Origin of the sequence: Vulcanococcus sp. Clear-D1 (genome assembly GCF_014654725.1) — a bacterium.
Lineage (GTDB): Bacteria > Cyanobacteriota > Cyanobacteriia > PCC-6307 > Cyanobiaceae > Vulcanococcus.
Window position 1 is genome coordinate 69,456 of record NZ_JACVZV010000036.1, and the last position, 16,101, is coordinate 85,556.

Genomic DNA, 16,101 nt, shown 5'->3' on the forward strand with positions numbered 1-16,101 from the left:
GCAGCAGCTTTGCTGTGATTGAACGCGAAGGAGAGGGTTGGCGGTTGGCCTGGGATGGCAGCCGCCAACCCTTTTCAGTGTTGATGGCTGGCGAGGGCTGGGCCGCGGAGCTCACCGAGCCTGAGGCCGAGGCCCTGCGCGATGCCGTGGCTGATCTGGTGGCCCAGCACCAGGGGCTTGTGGATCAGCTGATGGAGGAGGAGGAGATCGAGCTGGAACTCGAGCGTGATCCCTGGTGGCTAGCGATTGAGGGCGACCGTCGCCACTGGTCGTTGCGGGTGGTGCTCACCCCCGCGCCTGGGCAACGCGCGCTGGAAGGCAGCTGGTCTGTGCAGGCGTCCAGGCCGTTCAGTCAGGCCCTTCAGCAGCTGTTCGGCCAGCCGTGAGCTGGTGCAGGGCGCAGTAGTCGAGGGCATCCAGGCCGGCGGCGCTGGAGCGCTGCAACAGGGCCGCCAGCCCAGAGAGCCCTTCGCTGTTGAGACCGGCTTGTTGGGCAGCGCTGATGAAGAGATCGAGGTCCTTGCGCAGGTGGGCCGTGGGGAAGTTGGGGTTGGCGTAGTCGCCGCTCAGCTCCCGCTGCAGCTTCTTGTCGAAGGTGGGCGCGTAGAGGGCGCTGCTGCGGAGCAGCGCCATGAACGGCTCCAGCTCCACACCGCCTTGCTGCACCAGGTGCAGCGACAGGCTGAAGGCATGGGTGAGGCTGGCGATCAGTTGGTTGAGGGCGAGCTTGGCTGTCATGGCACTGCCCACCGGCCCGAGATGCACCGGTTCTCGGCTGAGCTGCTGGAGCAGCGGCAGGGCGTCTTGCATGAGCTCCGCTGGCCCACCGGTCATCAGCTGAAGCGTGCCCTCCAGGGCTTCCGGCCGGCTACCGAGAACCGGTGCCTCGAGATAGGAGCCACCCAGGGCCGCCACCGCATCGCTCAGTTGCCGGCTTTCAGCCGTGCCGATGGTGGCGATCTGAAGCACGCGGCGGCCCCGGAGCTCCTCCGCCACCTGGTCGATCAGCACGGCGTGGGTGGTCGGTCCGTCGCTGAGCACGGTGAGCAGCCAATCGGCTTCAGCCGCCGCCGCGGCCGGGCTGGTGGCCTGCCGGGCGCCGAGCGCCAGCAGGGGCTCACAGCGTTCGGGATTGCGGTTCCACACGCTGAGGCTGTGGCCGCAAGCCAGCAGCCGCGTGGCGATGGCACTGCCGAGCAGGCCCGTTCCAAGCAGAGCAATGGTCATGGCGCTCAGCTTGCCTGAGTTGCCCCCATGAGATCGGCCCTGAGATCGGGCCGTTGATCAGCACTGCTGATTGCCGCTGTTCTCCCAATGGTGTGCCGCTCTTCCCCAGGCTTTTGCCCGGTTTTTCCACAGCTCTTTGCGGCCGCTGCCCCGCTGCTGCTGGCCCCTGGGGAGAACGGGGCTCTTCCGCGCTTTCCCGTTGACAGCCGCAGCCTCGGTTGCCAGCTCTCTGGGGCGGGCTGTGGCCGGACGCATCAGATGCCCTGCTGGAGGTGGGTTCTTGCCCTGAGAGCGCTTGCGAACAGGCCTGTCTGGGACTGGTTGACCGGGGCTCAACCCTGTGGGGAACTGGTGGGCGTAACGGGGAGATCTGGATGGACAGTGCTGGCACGGTGAGCATGCGAGCCGAGGTACCTGAGCCCCTGCTTCAGTCGATGCAGGGTTTCATCGAGGCGCACCCCAACTGGGATCAGTACCGCCTGTTCCAAGCGGCCCTGGCCGGCTTTCTGGTGCAGAACGGCGTGCAGAGCCGTGAGATCACCCGCTGTTATCTGGCCAACCTGTTTCCACAGCAGCGCCGCTTCACCGATCCGATCGTTTGAAGCTGGCGTTGAGGTTGGCGGGGTTGGTCTGAAGTTCGGGGCGCAGCTGCACGTAGGCGCCCGTCACGGTGGTGGTGATGAGCGGCAACACCACCACCAACGCCATCGCGGTGGCTAACGGGCCGAGGCCTGAAATCAGTCCTTCCGCCAGGAGCCCGATCAGCACAGGGATGATCAGCAGTCCGGCGAGGCCGCTGCAGAGCAGCAGCAGCCCGGGTCCGTGATGCTCTAGCAACCAAACCCCCTGGCGAAACAGGGCGATGCCCTTCAGCCGGGTGTCCAACACCAGGCAAGGCCCGAACAATTGGCTGACCACCACAGCCACGGCGGCCAGGAGGCCGATCAGGGCGGGAACGGCGCTTAAGCCAGGCAGCAGCAGCAGCGCCAGCGACCACACCAGGCCAGCGATCAGCGCGATGGCGGCCAGTGCTGCAGCCAGCAAGATCAGGTAGAGGCACAGCCGTCCGCTGTGGCGGCATTCGGCGGGGCTGAGCTCATGCCAGTGAATGCGCTGCCCGCGCGCGATGGCCAGGCCAGCGAGCGTGAAGCCCTCGATCATCCAGATCAAGCTGCCGCCATAGAGCGCAATGCCGCTCAGGTGAAGCAGGGCTGCGAGCACCCCGCTGTCCACCTGTTCAGCAGCGGCGAACAGGGCCCAGCCCAATAGGTGGGTGCCCAGGGCGCTCAGGCTGAACCCCAGCAACAGCGGCTGGCGGCTGACGCCAGCCCAGCTCTGCTGGAAGGCGCCCCAGCCATTCAGCCGCACGGGGCTCACAGAGGCCCCAACAGCTCCAGCAGTCGCTGGGCGCTGGCATCCGGCACGGGCAGGATCGAGAGCCGGTTGCCGTTGCGCACCACCGTTAGTTCTTCCACGCTGAACTGCTCGCGCAAGGCATCGAGGCTCAGCAGTTCGCGAAAGGTGCCCACATAGCGCAGCCGCACGCAGTCCCAGCGGGGCTTGTCCGGACTGGATTTGGGATCGAAGTATTTGTTGGAGGGATCAAACTGGCTGGGATCGACAAGGCCCGTTTCAACCACCTCCATCAGCCCCACGATGCCGGGCGGTTTGGCGTTGGAGTGATAGAAGAACGCGCGGTCGCCGATTTGCATCGCCCGCATGAAATTGCGGGCCTGATAGTTGCGGATCCCATCCCAGAGCGTTGTGCCTTCCCGCTGAAGATGCTCGATCCCGTACACATCGGGTTCGCTTTTCATCAGCCAATGGGCCATCGCTGCTGTGTGCGGTGCCGCGAGGCTAGCGGTGCTGCTGCGGTGGCACCGAGCAGGGTCAGAGGCTCTGCACCAGCTGGCGGAAATGCTCTCCGCGGGCTTCGAAATCCCGGTATTGATCGAAGCTGGCGCAGGCTGGCGAGAGCAGCACGGCTTGGCAGTTGCGTTCAGTGGCGATCAGGCGTGCCAGGGGCACTGCTTCGCTGAGCCCCTCCACCGCATGAATGGCTCCCTCGTAGTGGCTGTTCTGCAGCAGTTGTTGGAAGGCTTCCCGTGCGGCGCCGAACAGCACCACCGCCCGGGCTTCGCGTTGCAAGCCGGCAAGCCAGCCTGCGGCGTCGCCTTGTTTGGCCTCACCGCCGGCCAGCACCACCAAGGGGCCCGGCAGTGCCTTGAGGGCCACTTCGGCGGCGTCGTAATTGGTGGCCTTGCTGTCGTTGAACCAGGCCACGCCATCCAGCCGGCGAATGAGCTCGAGCCGGTGGGGCACACCAGGAAAAGCGTGCAGTGCCTCGCTCATCACAGCGGGGCTCAGCCCCACCTCAAGGCCAACCGCCACGGCCATCAGCATGTTCTGGCGGTTGTGCGCGCCGGGCATGGCCAGGGCATCGGCCGGCAACAGCGGTCCGCTGGCCTGACACACCTGATTGGCCTCGATCCACAGATGGGGTTCGAAGCCTGCGGCTCGGGCCTGCTCACGGCTGCCGGCTGTCACCCAGCGGGCGTGATCCCAGCTGGCGGCGCGGCTGCGTAGGTCGGGATCGTCGCCGTTGAGGATGCGCACGTCGGAGCGCTCCAGCAGGCTGCGCTTGATCGCCCGGTAGTTGTCGAGGGTGCCGTGGCGCTCGAGATGATCAGGCGTGAGCGTGGTCCACACCCCGATGCGCGGTGCCAGGGCCGGTGCGGATTCGATTTGGTAGCTGCTCAGCTCCACCACCAGCCAGGCCGGAAGCGGCCCGCTGCCGCGCTCGAGCGCCAGCTCCGCTGCGGAGAAACCCACGTTGCCGCACATCGGTGCATCGAGGCCGGCCTGCTGGAGCAGGTGGGCGATCAGATGGGTGACCGTTGTTTTGCCGTTGGTTCCTGTGATGCCGATCCAGGGCACGTTCCCCCGGGCTTCCCAGGCGGTGGTGATCTCACCGTCGGTCCGGATGCCGTCGCTGCGCAGGGTCTCCAGGGTGGGGTGATCCCAGCGGATGCCAGGACTCACGATCACCCTTTCGGGCCGGCTGGATAATGCCGTGAAGCTGGAGGGCTCGAGCGGAATCCCCAGCCGCACATCGATGCCTTCCACGCGAAGCGCCTCCGCCCGCTCTTGCAGGGCGGGGCTGTCACCGCTCTCCAGGACCAGCACCGAGCCACCGCGCTGATGGAGCAGGCGTGCCGCACCGATTCCCGAGCGCCCAAGGCCCAGCACCACCTGCAGTGACATCTGCGTGGGCATCAAAACAAGTGGGCGATACTGGAATCGAACCAGTGACTCCTACCGTGTCAAGGTAGTGCTCTACCTCTGAGCTAATCGCCCTCAGAGCCTTGCGGCTTCAGGAACCTAGCAGCTGAGACTCTGATAAGCCTCAGCGCCGCTGCATCACCAGCCGCCAGCGATCTCGCTTGGTGGGTTGAACCTCCAGGATTTCAAGCTCACCGCGCCCATCGAGTCGGACCCGATCGCCGCAGCGCAGTTCTTTGCTCGGGCTGGTGACCACCTGCCAGTTCACCCGCACCGCTCCCTGGCGGATCAAGTCAGCCATGCGGCTGCGCGAGAGGCCGAGCCCGGCCGAGCCCACCGCATCCAGCCGTAGGGAGGCCTCCACACTGCTCAGCTGCTTCGGTGAGCGAAGGGCGGGCCATTGCACCTGCTCGAGCGGCACCACCTGCAGTCGCACCGGCACGCTGCGCACCTGAGCCTCTCGGTTATCGGCCAGGACTGAAGCCTCCTGGCTGAGCACAGCCAGGGCGCCCCGATCGCCGCGCATCCACAGATCGCCCAGATCAGCGGCCTTCAGCCCCGCTTGCAGCAACCCCTGGCGCACATCGGCGGGTTCCGCCGGGTCGAACAGAAAGTTGCCGCTCACCACCAGTCCGCAGACGGCGGCGGCAGGAGCTGGTGACTCGCCATCAGCCGTGATGTCGGCCCGGCGGATCAGCAGGCGGCAGCGTTCAGCCTGGGGCCAGCCTCCATCGCTCAAGAGAGTCACCTCACTGAGCGCGCCAAGCCGCGCTTGGGCTTCTTCGTTCACTTCGGCATCAACGAAACCGCTCCAGCGCGGTTCCCAGGTGCGCAGGGCCTCCTCCGCCAGATCGATCAGGGCCCCCAGCTCCTGAGGGCAGCGGCTTCCCTTGAGCAGCGTGTCGCGCGGCAGCATCGCGGGTCATCAGTTGTCGTTGAGCCGCACCACCGCTTTGGGGCGGGCTTCCTGCAGCCGTGTCCAGGGCATTTCGATGCCGTTGGGCATCTCCACCAGGAGCAGCCAGTTGCCTTCATCGAGGCGGTTGCGCAGGGCGCGCACCCGATCATCCACATCGGAGCTCACGCTGGCGGCCGCGGCGAAGCTGCCCATCCACCCGGATCCCAGTCCCAAAAGGCCACCGATCAGATGGGAGCCGATCGGGCCGGCAAAGGCGAAGGTGTCGAGATCGGTGATGAAGGTGAAGGTGAGACCGGCAAAAAATCCGAAGGGGATCAGCCAGGTGGACATGCGCCGTTGCCGAATCCGCCTCGCCAGAGCGGGGTTGAGTTCAGCAACCTCGGCAATGTCGGTTTCGCCCTGGCCGATGGCCACCAGCCGCTGCGGCGCCGGAGTGAGCTGGCTCAGTTGCTCGGTGAGTTGCCGCAGCCGTTTGCGCTCCGCCACCACCACCACCACGCTGCTGCCCACAGAGTTCCAGCTCTCAGATGGCTTGATTCTCCACGGCTTGAGCCTGTGGCGGGGGGCGTGAGACCCACCTCTCTACACTTCACCTCCGGCCGCCCCCACCCCGCCGGGTCATGACAAAGGTTCTGGTTTCCGATCCCATCGATCAGACAGGGATCGACATCCTGTCGCAGGTGGCTCAGGTGGATGTGCGCACGGGCCTGCCGCCCGAGCAGTTGAAAGACATCATCGGCGAGTACGACGCTCTGATGATTCGCTCCGGCACCACGGTGACGGCCGACATCATCGAAGCCGCCAGCAAGCTACGGATCATTGGCCGCGCTGGCGTGGGTGTCGACAACGTCGATGTGCCGGCGGCCACCAAGCGCGGCGTGATCGTGGTGAATTCGCCTGAGGGCAACACCATCGCTGCCGCGGAGCATGCCCTGGCGCTGATGCTGTCGCTGTCGCGCCATGTGCCCCATGCGCACGTGAGCACCATGGCCGGCGGATGGGATCGCAAAAAATATGTGGGCAACGAGCTCTATAAGAAGAAGCTCGGTGTGGTGGGTCTGGGGAAGATCGGCTCCCACGTGGCTCGCGTGGCCAAGGCCATGGGCATGGAGTTGCTGGCTTACGACCCGTTCGTCTCGCCCGAGCGCGCCCAACAGATGCAGGTGAAGCTGCTGCCGCTGGCGGAGCTGTTCGCCGAGGCCGACTACGTGAGCCTGCACCTGCCCCGCACTCCGGACACCGAAAACCTGGTGAATGCCGAGCTGCTGCGCACGATGAAGCCCACAGCCCGGATCGTGAACTGCGCCCGCGGCGGCATCATCGATGAGGCGGCCATCGCTGAAGCGGTGGAGAAGGGTGTGATCGCCGGTGCAGCCCTCGATGTGTACGCCAAAGAGCCCCTCGAGGCCGATTCAGCGCTGCGCAGCGTGAGCGAGCGGCTGATCCTCACGCCGCACCTGGGTGCCTCCACGGAAGAGGCTCAGGAAAACGTGGCCATCGATGTGGCCGAGCAGATTCGCGATGTGCTGCTGGGTCTGCCGGCCCGCAGCGCTGTGAACATCCCTGGCCTCAACGCCGAGGTAATGGAGCAGCTCAAGCCCCATCTGCAGTTGGCGGAAACCCTCGGTCAGCTGCTCAGCCAGCTCGCTGGCGGCCAGATCAGCGAGCTGGAAGTGCGGCTGCAGGGCGAATTCGCCAGTCACCCTGCTCAGCCCCTGGTGATTGCGGCCCTCAAGGGTCTGCTCTCCACCGCCCTGGGGGATTCGATCAACTATGTGAATGCCGGCCTGGAGGCCAAAGAGCGTGGCATCCACGTGCTCGAGGTGAAGGATGACGCCGCCCGTGATTTCGCCGGTGGTTCGCTGCAGCTCAGCTCCAAGAGTGCCAACGGCAATCACACCGTCACCGGTGCGGTGTTCGCCGACGGCGAGCTGCGCATCACCACCATCGATGAGTTCCCGGTGAACGTGGCCCCCAGCCGCCACATGCTGTTCACCCGTCACCGCGACATGCCGGGCATCATCGGCAATCTCGGTTCGGTGCTCGGCGAGCACAACGTGAACATCGCCTCGATGCAGGTGGGGCGCCGCATCGTGCGCGGTGATGCCGTGATGGTGCTGAGCCTCGATGACCCCCTGCCGGCGACCCTGCTGGCCACCATCCATGCCATCGACGGCATCCAGGAAGCCCATCCGGTGACCCTCTGAAGCCGGAGGCCCCTGACGGATGACGCTTTCCTGGTGGCGGCTGGAGCTGGCTTCGCTGCCTGAGCTCGAGGAATCTCTGATCTGGAAGCTGAACACCCTCGGAATCCCGAGGGTGGCGGTGCGCCATCGCCCTGAAGCTCCGGATCAGCGGCAGCTGGTGGCCTGGTTGCCGGAAGCCGACTGGCCGGAGGCCGAACGGCAGCAGCTGGAACAGGCCCTGGCGCCTCTGGCCGACACCTTCGGCCTGACCCTGCCTCCCCTCCGCTGGGAGCAGCAAGACGATGAAGATTGGAGCCTCAGCTGGAAGCAGCACTGGCAGGCCGATCCGGTTGGGGCCCGGCTGCTGATCCTTCCCGCCTGGCTCGAGCTGCCGCCGGAGCACGCCGATCGCCTGGTGATCCGGATGGATCCCGGCAGTGCCTTTGGCACCGGCAGCCACCCCACGACACGCCTCTGTCTGGAAGCGATCGAACGGTTGGCTGAGCAGCGGGGCAGCGCTGAGGGCCCTGATCTCGGTCCGATCCGCGTGGCGGATCTGGGCTGCGGCAGCGGCATTCTCGGGATTGCCGCCCTGCTGCAGGGCGCAACCAGCGTGGCGGCGGCGGATACCGATTCCCTCGCCGTGCGTGCCACGCGCGACAACGCCGTGGTGAGTGGTTTTGCCGATCGCCTGGCCGTGGAGCTCGGCTCGGTGGAGCAGCTCGCAGAGCTCCTGGAGGGGCGGCCGGCTGATCTGCTCCTCTGCAACATCCTGGCGCCCGTGATCGAGGCGCTTTGTCCGGCCTTCCACTCGGTTCTGGCACCGGATGGTCTCGGTCTGCTCAGTGGCCTCCTGGTGGACCAGGCGCCGCGGTTGGAGCAAGCGCTGGCTGAGCAGGGCTGGCGTGCCGAGCTCACCGCCCAGCAGAGTCAGTGGGGGCTGATGACGATCCGACGCGCCTAAGGATCAGCGCGCCGGATCTGCTGATGTTGCATAAGGCACGCTGATCTGTGCCCTGCGGTCTGATTGGGCTTCACGGCCAGATGCCCTCAGAACCCCAGAACAACGCCTTGGCGGATGTAGGAAGGGTCCGTCCTACGGGCCCGGGAACTTTCCCAGGAGCCTGTGAGCCCCAATCCCTTCCATGGCTTCCTACAAGGTCACCCTCATCAGCGAGGCAGAGGGCCTCAACAAGACCATCGAGGTTCCCGACGACCAGTACATCCTCGACGCCGCTGAAGAGCAGGGCATCGACCTCCCCTACTCCTGCCGTGCTGGTGCTTGCAGCACCTGCGCCGGCAAGATCACCGCTGGCACCGTGGACCAGTCGGACCAGAGCTTCCTCGACGACGACCAGATCGAAGCTGGTTTCGTGCTCACCTGCGTGGCTTACCCCACCAGCGACTGCACCATCAAGACCCACGCTGAAGAAGAGCTCTATTGAGCTCCTGTTCGGGTCGTGCCTGTTCACGTCCCGGCAGCTTGATTTCCCCAACCACCCTTCGGGGTGGTTTTTTTGTCTGCATCCACTCCTCCCCACACCGCCCTCGCCGTGCCTGCCGCCTCCGCCTCGGCATCGATACCTCCTCAGGTGGCCGAGCTCTATGCCCATGGCAGCGAGCACACCAGCCTTGGCGGGCAATACAGCTTTCGGGTGCTGGGGCCTTGCTGCCGCCTGTTTGACCGCGAGGAGCTGCCCTGGCCCTGTTGCCGCATCGCCTGGCGCAGCAAGGAGCCCAGCTGGCGGCGCGTGGGCCGCCGCTTCGTGGCCGATCTGGCGGCCCGGCGCTGCCCTTCCTATGCCGTGGAGCTGCTGCAGCCCGGCTCCCGCCCCACGGTGACCGTGCTCACGCTCTTCTCCCTGCGGCTCAGCTCGCCCCTGCAGGAGTGGTGGTACAGCAAGCAGCCCGCTTCACTGGAAGCCGAGAACACGGCTCCGCCACAGCAGGAGGGCGCTGCACCGCCGCCTTGAGGCGCGACTCAAGACATCAAAAAGCCCCTGCCGCTTGGGCAGGGGCTGAAGGTGGTTGAAGGTGTGGCTCGACGATCAGAAGTAGATCTTGCCGCCGCCCCAGGCAGAACCTTGAACCTTGGGAGCCACAAGGATGAAGCCGGCCATCAGGCGCAGGTCTTCGTCGCTCAGATCGCGCATCTTCACGAACACGTCGCTGCTGCGGATGCTGGGGTGCACGTCGGCAATGCTGTATTCGCCGTCGTAGCTGGTGGGATCCTTCATGTAATCCACCAGGGCGTCCACGTTGTCGCGGGCAGGGGTTGCCAGCGCCAGGGTCTCGGGATCGAGGCCCACGTTCTGGTTGGTCTTGGTGATGCCGCCGGCGTGGCACTCACCGCAGCTGCTGTTGAAGATCTTGCGGCCCGCTTTGATCTCCTGTTCGCTGAAGGTCACCGAAACGCCATCGGCATTGGCGGGAACGGTGAGCTGGTCAGCGGTCCACTGAGCAGCCTGGGCGGGGCCGGCCAGGCCCACCAGCAGGGCCAGGGGCAGAACCAGCACCCGGGCCAGGGTCCGGAGGGCAGAGGAGAAAGAAGAGGCCATCGAAAAAGCCGGCAAGGTGGCGGTGAAAACCGCGCCAGAGCCCTTGTATCACGGCCAATGGGCCTGCTGGTTGCCCAGGCCCCAGCCACTCACGAACTGTTGCAGCCTCAGCTCTCGCCTGCGGCCACCTCAACGCTGAGGAAATCTTTGGCCAGGTCGGTGTTGGGGAAGATGGCCCGTGCTTCGTTGAGCAGATCGTCGGGCGTGACCGGGTTGCCCTGCACGTAGCGCGGGCTGAGGTGGGTGAGCATCAGCTGTTTTACGCCGGCAGCCAGGGCCGTCTGCGCCGCCATCGTGCTGGTGGAGTGCTGGCGGGCGAAGGCCATCTCGGCTTCGGCGTGGGCGAAGGTGCTCTCGTGGATCAGCAGATCGGCCCCCTGGGCCAGCTCCACCGCCGCCTCGCTGAACACCGTGTCGGTGCAGTACACAACGCTGCAACCCGGCCGCTCCGGGCCGCAGAGGCTGGCGCCGTTGATGATGCGCCCGTCGTCGAGCACCACGTCCCGCCCGGCCTTGAGCTCGGCATAGATCGGGCCAGGCGGAATGCCGAGAGCGCGGGCCTGCTCCACATCAAAGCGGCCAGCGCGGGGCTTCTGATCCACTCGGTAGGCGTAGGCGGGCACCCGGTGGATGAGCTTGGTGCAGCGCACCGTGATGTCGTCGTCGTCGAGCAGCACCGCCCCGCTGGCGGCAGCGTCCTTCACCCGGTGGCTGCGTAGCGGGTAGCCGATGCGGGTGGAGGAGGTGCGCAGCACGCCCTCGAGGTAGTCGCGTAGCGGATCGGGACCGTAGAGATCGATGCCACTGCAGGTGCCAGCCAGCCCCAGGCTGGCCAGGAGCCCCGGCAGGCCGAACACGTGATCCCCATGCATGTGGGTGATGAAGATGCGCCGGAGCTGGCTCACCCGCAGCTCGCTGCGCAGGAACTGGTGCTGTGTGCCTTCCCCGCAGTCGAACAGCCAGAGCTCGGCCCGCTGCGGTAGGCGCAGGGCCACCGCCGACACGTTGCGGCCCCGGGTGGGCACGCCGGAACTGGTGCCGAGGAAGGTGACCTGCACGGCCGGCCGGAGGTTCCCCGGTGTGACTGATCTGATCGTGCCATGGCGCCGCCGCTGGGCACTGGCGGGATGGTCAGTCGCTCGTCACAATGACCTGCCCTGCTGATGTGGCCTGCGATGGCTCGCCTGAGACGCCTGCCGCTGGGAGTGTTCGCTCTGACGGCTTCCTTGCTGGCCACCCCGAGCGTTTTGGCGCGATCGGCCCAGCCCCAGGCCGCCCAGCCAGCCGCCTCCAATCAGCCCAACGAGCCGGTGCTGCGCGTGCTGGTGTTGCAGGGCCAGGAAGCGCGGTTGAGGCCGGCCTTGTCGGCGGCAGGGCTGCGCCTGCGGGATGGTCAGGGGCGGGTGCTGGCGGAGCTTGGCGGACAGGTGGTGCTTCAGGCAGCCCCTGATGGCGGCTGGCTGCGATTGGTGCGGGCCGATGGATCCGAGAGCGAGCAGTGGCAGCTCCGGGAGGTGTGGCTTGAAGCCTTGGCTGGTGCTGAAGAGCGGGATCCGGGCCTGTGGGTTGGGCAACGCCGTTATCGGGGCCGGCTGCAGCTGTTGCCCCAGGCAGGCCAGCTGCAGGTGGTGAACCACGTGCCCCTGGAGACCTACCTGCCCAGCGTGGTGGGTAGTGAAATGCCCGCCAGCTGGCCCCTGCAGGCGCTGCAGGCTCAGGCGGTCGCAGCCCGCACCTATGCGCTCAAGGCGAGAAAGCCATCGGCGCCCTTCGATGTGCAGGCCACCACGGCCAGCCAGGTGTACAAGGGTGTGGAGGCTGAGACCCCATCCACCCTGGCGGCGGTGGCCGCGACGCGGGGTCAGGTGCTCACCTACAACAACGCCCTGATCGATGCGGTGTTTCACAGCAGCAGCGGCGGCAGCACCGAGAGCAGCGGCGACCTCTGGCCGCGGCAACTGCCCTATCTGGTGAGCGTGCCCGATTTCGATCAGGCCTCACCGGTGCGCGATTGGCGCCAGCCCCTCGATCGCACCCGACTGCAGCAGGCGTTTCCAGAGCTCGGTGGGGCTCTGGGCATTGATGTAGTCGCCACCACGCCCACCGGCCGGGTGCGTCAGGCGCGGGTGGTGGGTCCCACGGGGCAGCTGTCGCTCACGGGAGCCCAGTTGCGTTCCCGCCTGGGCCTGAAGAGCACCTGGGTTCGCTTCGAGCTGGTGCCCACCGCCAGCTCAGCTGGGCCTGACCTGGCGGGTTTGAGCCAGGATTCGGCCAGCGGAGCTGCTCCAGCCTTGGCGCCGCCGCCCCTGCCGGCGTTCTCCTTGCCGGTGCCCTCCACCAAGGCGCCGGAGGTGGTGCAGCTGGTCGCCGTGGGGCGTGGCTTCGGTCACGGCGTGGGCATGAGCCAGTGGGGAGCTCTGGCGATGGCCCAGCGCGGTGAGTCTTACGCCTCGATCCTCAAGCACTACTACCGCGGTACGGCGCTGCAGCCCTACAGCGAGCTGGCGCGCACCGCAGTCGCTGGGCGAGGCTGGGGGAACGACGACCCGCGCTCCCTGGCCATATCGCCTTGATCGCTTCCTCCGCCTCCCTCACCACCCTCACCTGGCCTGGCCAGCTGCGGGTTGAGCCAGATGCGGAGGCCGTGGCAGCCCATGTGGCCGAACGCCTGCACCAGGCCCTGGAAGATGGTGGGGTGCTCGGCCTGGCCACCGGCCGCACGATGGAACCGGTGTATGCCGCCCTGCGGCAACGGCTGTTGGCCCTGCCCAAGCCGCAGCGGGAGCTGCTCCTGCGCCAGTGGCGCAGCTTCAATCTCGATGAATATGTGGGCTTGGGGCCGGATCACCCCCAGTCGTTCGCGGCCTTTATGCAGCGGCAGCTGGCCGGGCCTTTGCAAATCGAGCGGGGGAGCCTGGCGATCCCCCACGGCCTGGCGCTGGATGCCGATGCTGAGGCCCGGCGCTACAGCGCCGCCGTGGTGGCCGCTGGCGGGGTTGACCTTCAGCTGCTGGGGCTGGGCAGCAACGGCCATGTGGGCTTCAACGAACCCCCATGCTCGGAGGCTGAGCCGTGCCGCTGCCTCACCCTCAGCCCCGCCACCCGCCAACAGAACGCCGAGGCCTTCGGCGGCGATCCGGCGGCTGTTCCCGCCAGGGCAATCACCCTGGGCACAGCGGAGATCCTGGCGGCGCGCCGGCTGCTGCTGGTGGTGACCGGTGCCGCCAAGGCCGGGATCCTGCGGCGGGCGCTGCTGGAGCCCCCCTGCCCGGAAGTGCCGGCCAGCTGGCTGCAGCGGCATCCACGCTTGGAGGTGGTGGTGGATCTGGCCGCCGCAGCGCAGCTGGAGCTCAGCTGAGGGCAGCTTCGATCAGGGTTTCATCCGCCTCGAGATTGCTCGTCACGCTGCGAACGTCATCGAGCTCTTCGAGGGCATCGAGCAGCTTCAGGCAGCCTGCGAGAGCGTCGGGATCCTCCAGCTTGCAGGGCGTGCTGGCGATCCAGCGGTGCTCCCAGCTGCTCACCGGCAAGCCCTGGTGGCGCAGGCCGTCCTGCAGGGCTTCCAGCTGTTCAAAGGGCCCAAATACCTCGGCGCCATCGGGATTGAGCTCGTAGCTGATCACCGCTGGGCCGCCCTGCTCCTCCAGCTCCAGCAGCTTCTCCAGGAGAGCGTCCTCCGCCAGGTCTGGCTGCTCCAGCCGCACCACGCTGCGGTGCTCAAACAGGTAGCCCACGCAGCCGGTTTCACCGAGGTTGCCGCCGTTTTTGCTGAAGGCCAGGCGCAGCTCGGCGGCGGTGCGGTTGCGGTTGTCAGTGAGGGCCTCGATCAGCACGGCCACGCCGCCGGGTCCATAACCCTCGTAGCGCACCTCCTCAAATTGCTCGCCGCCGCCGCCGGCCTGGCCGGCGCCCTTGGCGATCGCCCGTTCGATGTTGGCGTTGGGCACCCGGGCCGCCTTGGCTTTTTCGATCGCCGTGCGCAGCTGAAAGTTGCCGTTGGGATCCGCGCCCGCCCGCGCCGCCACCATGATTTCTCGGCCCAGCCTGGTGAACACGGCGCCGCGCTTGGCATCCACCACTGCTTTGGTGCGCTTGATCTGGGCCCATCGGCTGTGGCCGGCCATGGTTGCTGCGGAAGAAAACGAAGGGTTGGGGCGACTCTGGCCGACTGCGGCGCTGGCCTTCAGCCGGCGGCATCGAGCACCAGGCGAGGCTGCAGCTGGCCGCCAGCCTGCACGCGGGCCATGCCCGCCAGGTTGCCATCCGGGCCCACCACCAGCACTGGTGCGTCGATCGGCCAGGCGGGATCACAGCTCTGGAGCCGGCCGCAACGCCAGCCCGGCATCTGATCGCCCTCCAGCCGGTGTTGGAGCAAATGGCTGAGGGCCACGAGCGGATCCACGAGGGCTGGTCGGGGATCGCTCTCCAGCTCCTCCAGCGCCACGCTCTGCTCAAGCCCGAACCCCAGCGCTTCGGTGCGCCGCAGCCGCGCCAGGCTGCCACCGCAGCCCAGGGTCTCCCCCAGATCCCGGGCGAGGGAGCGGATGTAGGTGCCGGCGGAGCAGCTCACCTCCAGCTCCAGTTGCCCGAGCTCCTGGTTCCAGCTCAGCAGTTCCAGTCCGTGGATGCTGACCGGCCGCGGCTGGAGTTCCACCGCCTGGCCGGCGCGGGCCAGCTTGTAGGCCCGCTCCCCATTCACATGCACGGCCGATACAGTCGGCGGTCGCTGCTCGATCGCGCCGCGGAAGGGCGCCAGGGCCGCCTCAAGCTCGGCGGTGTTCAGGGGCGGGATCGCCTGCTGCTCCAGCACCTGTCCCTCGAGGTCGTCGCTGTCGGTGCGTACGCCCAGTTGCACGACGCCGCGGTAGGTCTTATCGCCGCTCAGGTAAGGCAGTAGCCGCGTGGCGGGCCCCAGGGCGATTGGCAGCACGCCGGTCACGGCCGGATCCAAGGTGCCGCCATGGCCCACGCGCTTCAGGCCATAGGCCCGCCGCACCCGCGACACGCAGCCGTGGGAGCTCAGGCCGGCGGGCTTGTCGAGCACCAGGAAGCCGCAGATCAAAGCAGGGGGTGTGTGCAGAAGTCCGATGCTCCCATTGCGCCTCGCCTTGATCGCGCCAGGCTTGGGAGGCTGCCGGCGCCGTTGCGATGCCACGTGGGATCACGCCGAATGCCAATGCTTTGTCGCCAGCCGTGCCAGCAGGGGTGTTGCAGCGGCGCCGGGAGTTGGCCTTTCTGGTGTTGGCCGGGCTGTTTCTCGGCACGATGGGGATGCTCAACATCCTGGGGCTCACCCGTTTTTTGCAGCTGGGCAGCATCGGCTCCTGGCCGGTGGTGGTGGCGGTGGGAGCTCTGCCCTATCCGATCACCTTCCTCTGCACGGATCTGATCAGCGAGATCTGGGGGGAGGAGCGCGCCAGTCAGTTGGTGTGGGTGGGGTTGCTGCTCAATGGCTGGATTGTGTTGATCCTGTGGCTGGGGGGGGTGTTGCCCGGTTTGCCGGGTGCGCCGGAGGCCACCTTCTTTGCGGTGCAGGATCTGGCCTTCGGGGCGGTGGGTGCCTCGATGGTGGCTTACATGGCAGCCCAGTTCACCGACGTGCGGCTGTTCCATTTCTGGAAGCGGGTGAGCGGCGGCCGGGCCCTGTGGTTGCGCAACAACGGCTCCACCCTGGTGAGTCAGCTGGTGGACACCAGTGCGGTGGTGTTGATCAGCCACTACGCCGCCCACGTGTTGCCGGTGAAGCCTGAGCTGCCGGTGCTGCCGCAACTGGCCAGCTTCATTGCCAGCGGGTATCTGTTCAAGGTGCTGGCGGCCCTGGCGGACACCCTGCCCTTCTATTGGCTTACGGCCTGGTTGCGGCGTTGGCTGGTGGTGCCGGGGGCGGGCAGCGAATTAGGCCCCGCTCTGGGCTCACCACTACGGTGAG

The 16,101-nt window shown here is 67.0% G+C and carries 19 protein-coding genes and 1 tRNA gene; 9 read left to right on the top strand and 11 right to left on the bottom strand.

Annotation, left to right across the window (positions count from 1 at the left end; translation table 11 throughout):
- Window positions 1–14 precede the first annotated feature (14 nt).
- A complete protein-coding gene (locus H9532_RS13340) occupies window positions 15–386 on the top strand; it encodes a DUF1818 family protein (protein WP_296369335.1) in 372 nt (123 codons plus the stop codon).
- Here H9532_RS13340 and H9532_RS13345 read toward each other — a convergent pair.
- Window positions 349–1,227, bottom strand: coding sequence for an NAD(P)-dependent oxidoreductase (locus H9532_RS13345; protein WP_296369337.1), 879 nt, complete (start codon window positions 1,225–1,227; stop codon window positions 349–351). The genes H9532_RS13340 and H9532_RS13345 overlap by 38 nt on opposite strands.
- A gap of 374 nt (window positions 1,228–1,601) precedes the next feature.
- Here H9532_RS13345 and H9532_RS13350 point away from each other — a divergent pair, with 374 nt between their 5' ends.
- Complete coding sequence (locus tag H9532_RS13350) at window positions 1,602–1,829, top strand: DUF2811 domain-containing protein (protein WP_296369339.1); 228 nt, start codon at window positions 1,602–1,604, stop codon at window positions 1,827–1,829.
- Here the strand turns inward: H9532_RS13350 and H9532_RS13355 are convergent.
- From H9532_RS13355 to H9532_RS13380, 6 genes are all read right to left on the bottom strand, one after another.
- Window positions 1,810–2,604 (bottom strand): hypothetical protein, encoded by a 795-nt coding sequence (locus H9532_RS13355; RefSeq protein ID WP_296369341.1) that lies wholly within the window; start codon window positions 2,602–2,604, stop codon window positions 1,810–1,812. The two genes, H9532_RS13350 and H9532_RS13355, sit on opposite strands and share 20 nt — an antisense overlap.
- Entirely contained in the window at window positions 2,601–3,059 is a 459-nt protein-coding gene (locus tag H9532_RS13360) for an EVE domain-containing protein (protein WP_296369344.1), read from the bottom strand. Before H9532_RS13360 ends, H9532_RS13355 begins: the two co-directional genes overlap by 4 nt.
- A gap of 58 nt (window positions 3,060–3,117) precedes the next feature.
- Window positions 3,118–4,491, bottom strand: a complete 1,374-nt coding sequence (murD, locus tag H9532_RS13365) for a UDP-N-acetylmuramoyl-L-alanine--D-glutamate ligase (protein ID WP_296369345.1) — start codon at window positions 4,489–4,491, stop codon at window positions 3,118–3,120.
- Between the two features lie 21 nt (window positions 4,492–4,512).
- Window positions 4,513–4,584, bottom strand: a tRNA-Val gene (locus tag H9532_RS13370).
- Window positions 4,585–4,633: 49 nt separating this feature from the next.
- Window positions 4,634–5,425, bottom strand: coding sequence for a photosystem II S4 domain protein (locus tag H9532_RS13375; protein ID WP_296369347.1), 792 nt, complete (start codon window positions 5,423–5,425; stop codon window positions 4,634–4,636).
- Between the two features lie 9 nt (window positions 5,426–5,434).
- Window positions 5,435–5,938: a hypothetical protein gene (locus tag H9532_RS13380; RefSeq protein WP_296369349.1), complete on the bottom strand. Its 504-nt coding sequence runs from the start codon at window positions 5,936–5,938 to the stop codon at window positions 5,435–5,437.
- Window positions 5,939–6,048: 110 nt separating this feature from the next.
- Here H9532_RS13380 and serA point away from each other — a divergent pair, with 110 nt between their 5' ends.
- From serA to H9532_RS13400, 4 genes are all read left to right on the top strand, one after another.
- Window positions 6,049–7,635: a phosphoglycerate dehydrogenase gene (gene serA, locus H9532_RS13385; protein WP_296369351.1), complete on the top strand. Its 1,587-nt coding sequence runs from the start codon at window positions 6,049–6,051 to the stop codon at window positions 7,633–7,635.
- Window positions 7,636–7,654: 19 nt separating this feature from the next.
- Window positions 7,655–8,578 carry a 50S ribosomal protein L11 methyltransferase gene (gene prmA, locus H9532_RS13390; RefSeq protein WP_296369353.1) on the top strand — a complete coding sequence of 308 codons (924 nt, stop codon included), beginning with the start codon at window positions 7,655–7,657 and terminating at the stop codon, window positions 8,576–8,578.
- Window positions 8,579–8,759: 181 nt separating this feature from the next.
- Window positions 8,760–9,059 carry a ferredoxin gene (locus tag H9532_RS13395; protein ID WP_010310832.1) on the top strand — a complete coding sequence of 100 codons (300 nt, stop codon included), beginning with the start codon at window positions 8,760–8,762 and terminating at the stop codon, window positions 9,057–9,059.
- A 108-nt stretch (window positions 9,060–9,167) separates the two neighbouring features.
- Window positions 9,168–9,587 carry a hypothetical protein gene (locus H9532_RS13400; protein ID WP_296369578.1) on the top strand — a complete coding sequence of 140 codons (420 nt, stop codon included), beginning with the start codon at window positions 9,168–9,170 and terminating at the stop codon, window positions 9,585–9,587.
- A 75-nt stretch (window positions 9,588–9,662) separates the two neighbouring features.
- On the opposite strand, the gene psbV is transcribed toward H9532_RS13400, so the two are convergent.
- The gene (gene psbV, locus H9532_RS13405) at window positions 9,663–10,172 is read right to left on the bottom strand and encodes a photosystem II cytochrome c-550 (RefSeq protein ID WP_296369358.1); all 510 of its coding nucleotides are present in this window, start codon (window positions 10,170–10,172) and stop codon (window positions 9,663–9,665) included.
- A 107-nt stretch (window positions 10,173–10,279) separates the two neighbouring features.
- The gene (locus H9532_RS13410; RefSeq protein ID WP_296369360.1) at window positions 10,280–11,230 is read right to left on the bottom strand and encodes a ribonuclease Z; all 951 of its coding nucleotides are present in this window, start codon (window positions 11,228–11,230) and stop codon (window positions 10,280–10,282) included.
- A gap of 117 nt (window positions 11,231–11,347) precedes the next feature.
- Between H9532_RS13410 and H9532_RS13415 the strand changes: the two genes are divergently transcribed.
- Window positions 11,348–12,745 carry a SpoIID/LytB domain-containing protein gene (locus H9532_RS13415; RefSeq protein WP_296369362.1) on the top strand — a complete coding sequence of 466 codons (1,398 nt, stop codon included), beginning with the start codon at window positions 11,348–11,350 and terminating at the stop codon, window positions 12,743–12,745.
- A gap of 71 nt (window positions 12,746–12,816) precedes the next feature.
- Complete coding sequence (locus H9532_RS13420; protein ID WP_296369579.1) at window positions 12,817–13,530, top strand: glucosamine-6-phosphate deaminase; 714 nt, start codon at window positions 12,817–12,819, stop codon at window positions 13,528–13,530.
- Here the strand turns inward: H9532_RS13420 and H9532_RS13425 are convergent.
- Together H9532_RS13425 and truB are read right to left on the bottom strand one after the other, a co-directional pair.
- Window positions 13,523–14,296, bottom strand: a complete 774-nt coding sequence (locus H9532_RS13425; protein ID WP_296369364.1) for a YebC/PmpR family DNA-binding transcriptional regulator — start codon at window positions 14,294–14,296, stop codon at window positions 13,523–13,525. The genes H9532_RS13420 and H9532_RS13425 overlap by 8 nt on opposite strands.
- Before the next feature lie 59 nt (window positions 14,297–14,355).
- Entirely contained in the window at window positions 14,356–15,234 is an 879-nt protein-coding gene (truB, locus tag H9532_RS13430) for a tRNA pseudouridine(55) synthase TruB (protein ID WP_296369580.1), read from the bottom strand.
- Between the two features lie 86 nt (window positions 15,235–15,320).
- Here truB and H9532_RS13435 point away from each other — a divergent pair, with 86 nt between their 5' ends.
- Complete coding sequence (locus H9532_RS13435; protein WP_296369366.1) at window positions 15,321–16,100, top strand: queuosine precursor transporter; 780 nt, start codon at window positions 15,321–15,323, stop codon at window positions 16,098–16,100.
- Window position 16,101 lies beyond the last annotated feature (1 nt).